General features: G+C 67.3%; 3 protein-coding genes and 1 pseudogene. All 4 read left to right on the top strand.

Features of this window, described 5'->3' with window-relative positions:
- Nucleotides 1-159, top strand: a pseudogene (locus ACWELQ_RS42530) (phosphogluconate dehydrogenase (NAD(+)-dependent, decarboxylating)); the annotation flags it as partial.
- A gap of 70 nt (nt 160-229) precedes the next feature.
- Nucleotides 230-1,396 (top strand): glycoside hydrolase family 3 N-terminal domain-containing protein, encoded by a 1,167-nt coding sequence (locus ACWELQ_RS42525; protein ID WP_452402652.1) that lies wholly within the window; start codon nt 230-232, stop codon nt 1,394-1,396.
- 106 nt (nt 1,397-1,502) lie between these two features.
- Nucleotides 1,503-2,111, top strand: a complete 609-nt coding sequence (locus ACWELQ_RS42520; protein WP_452402651.1) for a TetR/AcrR family transcriptional regulator — start codon at nt 1,503-1,505, stop codon at nt 2,109-2,111.
- Nucleotides 2,112-2,171: 60 nt separating this feature from the next.
- The coding region (locus ACWELQ_RS42515) for an alcohol dehydrogenase catalytic domain-containing protein (protein WP_452402650.1) at nt 2,172-2,953 on the top strand (782 nt) is incomplete at its 3' end.

Genomic DNA, 2,953 nt, shown 5'->3' with positions numbered 1-2,953 from the left:
ACTTTGGACGCCGCCATCGACGAGGGCGTCCCGGCCCCGGTGCTGTCGGCGGCGCTGTTCCAACGTTTCGCCTCGCGCGGCGAATCGCTCTATGCCGACAAAATGCTCTCCGCCATGCGCCAAGCCTTCGGCGGCCACCACGAACTACCGCCGGGCTGAATTCGCCACGCGCGGTGGCGCACCCGGTGTCGATGGCGAGAGATCGACGTCGGGAGGCTACCGTCGGGGCATGCGCCTTGCTCCGGGGATCGTTGTCGCCGTGACCGCCCTCGCCCTGTCCGCCTGTTCCAGTGGGTCGAATTCATCGAACGAATCGGCCTCGAGCAGCACGCCGACGCCGAGCAGCAGCACCACCGCGCCCCCGACTACGACTCCGGGGCAACAGGATTGCGCGGCGGGGTATCTGTCGCAGTTCACCCAGCGCCAGAAGCTGGCCCAACTGTTGACCGTCGGTGTCACCGGCGAGGCCGATGCCGAGAACGTGGTGAAGACCGAGCAGATCGGCGGCATCTTCGTCGGCAGCTGGACCGATAAGGCCATGCTGGCGCAGCATCAGATCGACACGGTCCAGAAGGCCTCGCGCACACCGCTGATGGTGACCATCGACGAGGAGGGCGGGCGGGTCTCGCGCGCCAAGGACCTGATCGGGGTCGCGCCCGCGGCGCGGGTGGTGGCGCAGACCATGAGCCCCGACGAGTTCTACACCTTCAGCCTGGACCGCGCGAAGAAGCTGAAGGCGTTGGGCGTGACGGTGGACTTCGCACCGGATGTGGATGTCAGCAGCGAGCCCGACGATGCGGTGATCGGCGACCGCTCCTTCTCCGACGATCCGGACGTGGTGGTGCAGTACGCGGGCGCGTTCATCCGGGCCATGAACGATGCCGGGGTGGGCAGTGTCATGAAGCACTTCCCCGGCCACGGGTCCGGTTCCGGCGATTCGCACACCGGCGCGGTGCAGACTCCCCCGCTCGACCAGATGCAGACCAAGGACCTGGTGCCCTTCCGCAAACTGGTGGATTCGGGTGCGGCCGTGATGGTCGGACACCTCGATGTGCCCGGGCTGACCACCCCGAATGTGCCCGCCAGCATCAGCCCGCAGGCGATGGCGCTGCTGCGGCAGGGAACCGGCTACGGCGCAGCACCCTTCGACGGGGTCATCTTCACCGATGATCTGGGCGGCATGGCGGCCATCACCAAGCGCATGAGCATCGAGGACGCGGTGGAGGCCGCCCTGATCGCGGGGGCCGACAACGCCCTGTGGATTACCACCGACGCGGTGCCGAAGGTGCTCGATCGGCTCGAGGACGCGGTCAAGAGTGGCCGCCTGCCGGGAGCCCAAGTGGATGCCTCGGTCTTGCGCATGGCAAAGTTCAAGGGCTCCGCGCCGCACTGCTGAGAATTCGCCCCGCCCACCGGGGATTCATAGCAAATCAGTGGCAATTCGCACTCACGGAACTTACCTTGGAGTAAGATAGGAGCTTCGATATGTCCTAGGAGTGTGAATGGCAGGCGGAACGAAACGGCTTCCTCGCGCGGTGCGCGAGCAGCAGATGCTCGACGCCGCCGTGGAGGTCTTCTCGCGCAAGGGGTATCACGACACCTCCATGGATGCGATCGCCGCCGAGGCGAAGATCTCCAAGCCGATGCTGTACCTGTACTACGGGTCCAAGGACGAGCTCTTCCGCGCCTGCATCCACCGCGAGGCCATGCGCTTCATCGAGGCGGTCTCGGTCGCGGGCAACCCCAAGCTCACCCCCCACGAACAGCTGCGGGCCGGCCTCGAGGCCTTCCTCACCTACGTCGATCAGAACCGGCTGTCCTGGCAGGTCCTCTACCGGCAGGCGCTGGGCCAGCAGCCCTTCGCCTCCGAGATCGCCAACAGCCGCGACCGGGTCATCGAACTCACCGCCAAGCTGCTGGAATCCAGCGCCAAATACGCCGAGCCGGGCACCAACTTCGAGGTGGTATCGGTGGCCGTGATCGGCGCGGGCGAGGCCATCGCGGACCGGGTCGCCAGCGGCTCGGTCGATATGGCCGAGGCCGTGAACCTGCTCGACGACCTCGCCTGGCGCGGCCTGTCCGGCAGCAAGAAGAAGGCCGAACAGGTCTAGCGGCACCCGGCGCGCTCGCGCGCCCCCAGCTTCCCACGGGCGAACGTAAGGAGGCTTGCCATGTCCGCGACCATGCGCGCCATCGTGCTCGACGCACCCGGCCCGGTGGAGGCACTGCAGATTCGGGATCTGCCGATCCCCGCGCCCGTACGGGGGCAGGTGCTGATTCGAGTGAAAGCGTTCGGGCTCAATCGTTCCGAACTGCACACCCGGCTCGGACTCGCGGAGGGCGTGACCTTCCCGCGGGTGCCCGGCATCGAGGCGACCGGGGTGGTCGCCGAATGCCCGGGCGGGGAGTTCCGGCCCGGACAGCAGGTGACGACCATGATGGGCGGGATGGGCCGGGTGTTCGACGGCGGTTACGCCGAGTACACGTGTGTGCCTGTCGCGCAGGTGATTCCGTTCCACAGCGCGCTGGACTGGGCGGTGCTCGGGGCGGTGCCGGAGATGCTCCAGACCGCGTACGGGTCGCTGACCGTCAGCCTGGACGGGCATGCCCGGCAGTCGATCCTGATCCGCGGTGGTACTTCCTCGGTAGGGATGGCGACCGCGATTCTCGCGAAACAGCGTGGCATGACCGTGCTTTCGACCACCCGCAATCCCGCCAAGGCGGCGGCGCTGACCAAGGTCGGGGTCGATCACGTGGTGATCGACGACGGCGCGGTCGCACCGCGGATCCGCGAGATCCTCGGTGACGGCGTGGACACCGCGCTGGAGCTGATCGGCACCCCGACGCTGCCGGATACGCTGCGCGCCACCAAGGTTCACGGTGTCGTGTGCTTCACGGGCATGCTGTCCAACGAGTGGATCGTGGAGAAGTTCTATCCGATCGGCTACCTCCC

This window comes from Nocardia sp. NPDC004722, from assembly GCF_053601505.1.
This window is presented reverse-complemented; position numbering and strand designations above follow the sequence as displayed.

Bases quoted from the DNA above. Each gene is read 5' to 3' on its own strand.
- ACWELQ_RS42525 (WP_452402652.1), top strand. From the start codon at position 230: ATGCGCCTTGCTCCGGGGATCGTTGTCGCCGTGACCGCCCTCGCCCTG.
- ACWELQ_RS42520 (WP_452402651.1), top strand. From the start codon at position 1,503: ATGGCAGGCGGAACGAAACGGCTTCCTCGCGCGGTGCGCGAGCAGCAG.